Genomic DNA, 1,140 nt, shown 5'->3' with positions numbered 1-1,140 from the left:
AACAGAACGTTATTACACCGTGGGTTATGTACCGAACGGGAATAAGGTCAACAACGCCACACCGGCAATACATCTTAAGGGCCAGTGGCTCAGACAGGCGGGATTTAATACTGGCGGCCAGATTACGGTGAAGGTGATGGATGGTTGTCTGGTGCTGATTCCAGAGAGTGAGGCCACGCAACAACAGCATCAGCAGTACCAGCGGCAACAGGCCCAACTGCGGGAGATTAAGCAGCAGATGCAGGCGCTGATAACCGGTTTTGCGGGTTAAGGAAGAGGATAAAATGAAAGTGGTGATTGAACATTTGCAGGACATTCAGTTAACTCACATTGAAGCACTGGCCTTGGCCCAACTGGTTAAACGGCTGAACTGGGCAGAGATACGCGCCTGTGCCGTGAATGACGAGGAGGCGTATCAGATTAAGGATGCGATCTCTAAGCTCCAATCCGCTCTGGCTTACCGTGGGTATTCACCAAGATAGATCATCAGAAAGCCGGAAGATCTCGAAAGATCTTTCCGGCTTTAATTAATTATATTTCTACATTTTATCAAGCCATTGTGCTGCATATTTCAGTATTGTCTCTAAATTTGCAATACCTCCATATCCTTTAAATTCTCTTTCACTTGCCTTTATATTTACCCAATCGGCATCAGTGTTATTTACAATAATATTTAATGGGTTTTTCCCATTTTCTCCTGATATATTAACCTTCCAACCAGGATTATCTAATGTACTGATATCAAAGCCATATTCATGTTCCCACATTCCATCGCATTTAGATTGATACCAGTTTTGAAGGTGTTCAATGATATTATCATTCATTTTAATATCCCTTGTTTTTTAGCTAGTTCTCTAGCTGTACGTATATCTTGCTTAGTAGCAGGTCTGGCTACTTCCTGCTTTTTCAAAGGAAAGCGTTTTCCATTAGGAGCTATATTTATTGGTGAAGTTTGAACATGTGGAGTTGGTATATCCGTTTGGGTTATTTTATCAAAATGCGCTCTACCTCTTAAATCTATATGCCCCATCATATACAGGATCTTAAGAATTAAGTCGTTCAAAACACGCATCCAATGTTTTGTTTTTAGACGACTTTCTTTGCGGTGTTTTGAATGCATTCTGGGATAAATAGGCTTTG

At 41.4% G+C, this 1,140-nt stretch carries 4 protein-coding genes; 2 read left to right on the top strand and 2 right to left on the bottom strand.

Going from position 1 to position 1,140, the window contains the following annotated elements; genetic code table 11:
* The coding region (locus tag SLS51_RS23005; protein WP_323840809.1) for a SymE family type I addiction module toxin at positions 1–271 on the top strand (271 nt) is incomplete at its 5' end.
* Between the two features lie 13 nt (positions 272–284).
* Positions 285–482, top strand: a complete 198-nt coding sequence (locus SLS51_RS23000; RefSeq protein WP_046973705.1) for a DUF7706 family protein — start codon at positions 285–287, stop codon at positions 480–482.
* A 57-nt stretch (positions 483–539) separates the two neighbouring features.
* Here SLS51_RS23000 and SLS51_RS22995 read toward each other — a convergent pair whose 3' ends face one another.
* Positions 540–824 carry an Imm53 family immunity protein gene (locus SLS51_RS22995; protein ID WP_323840808.1) on the bottom strand — a complete coding sequence of 95 codons (285 nt, stop codon included), beginning with the start codon at positions 822–824 and terminating at the stop codon, positions 540–542.
* Positions 821–1,140, bottom strand: a 320-nt coding sequence (locus SLS51_RS22990) for a hypothetical protein (RefSeq protein WP_323840807.1), incomplete at its 5' end; no start/stop codon positions are given. The genes SLS51_RS22995 and SLS51_RS22990, both read right to left, overlap by 4 nt.

This window comes from Photorhabdus africana (assembly GCF_035181445.1).
Lineage (GTDB): Bacteria > Pseudomonadota > Gammaproteobacteria > Enterobacterales > Enterobacteriaceae > Photorhabdus > Photorhabdus laumondii.
Note: the sequence above shows the minus strand (reverse complement) of the source record. Positions and strands in the feature narration are given on the sequence as shown.

What these genes read in the sequence shown, in the direction of transcription:
- SLS51_RS23000 (WP_046973705.1), top strand. Translation starts at nt 285, where the DNA reads ATGAAAGTGGTGATTGAACATTTGCAGGACATTCAGTTAACTCACATT.
- SLS51_RS22995 (WP_323840808.1), bottom strand. Translation starts at nt 824, where the DNA reads ATGAATGATAATATCATTGAACACCTTCAAAACTGGTATCAATCTAAA.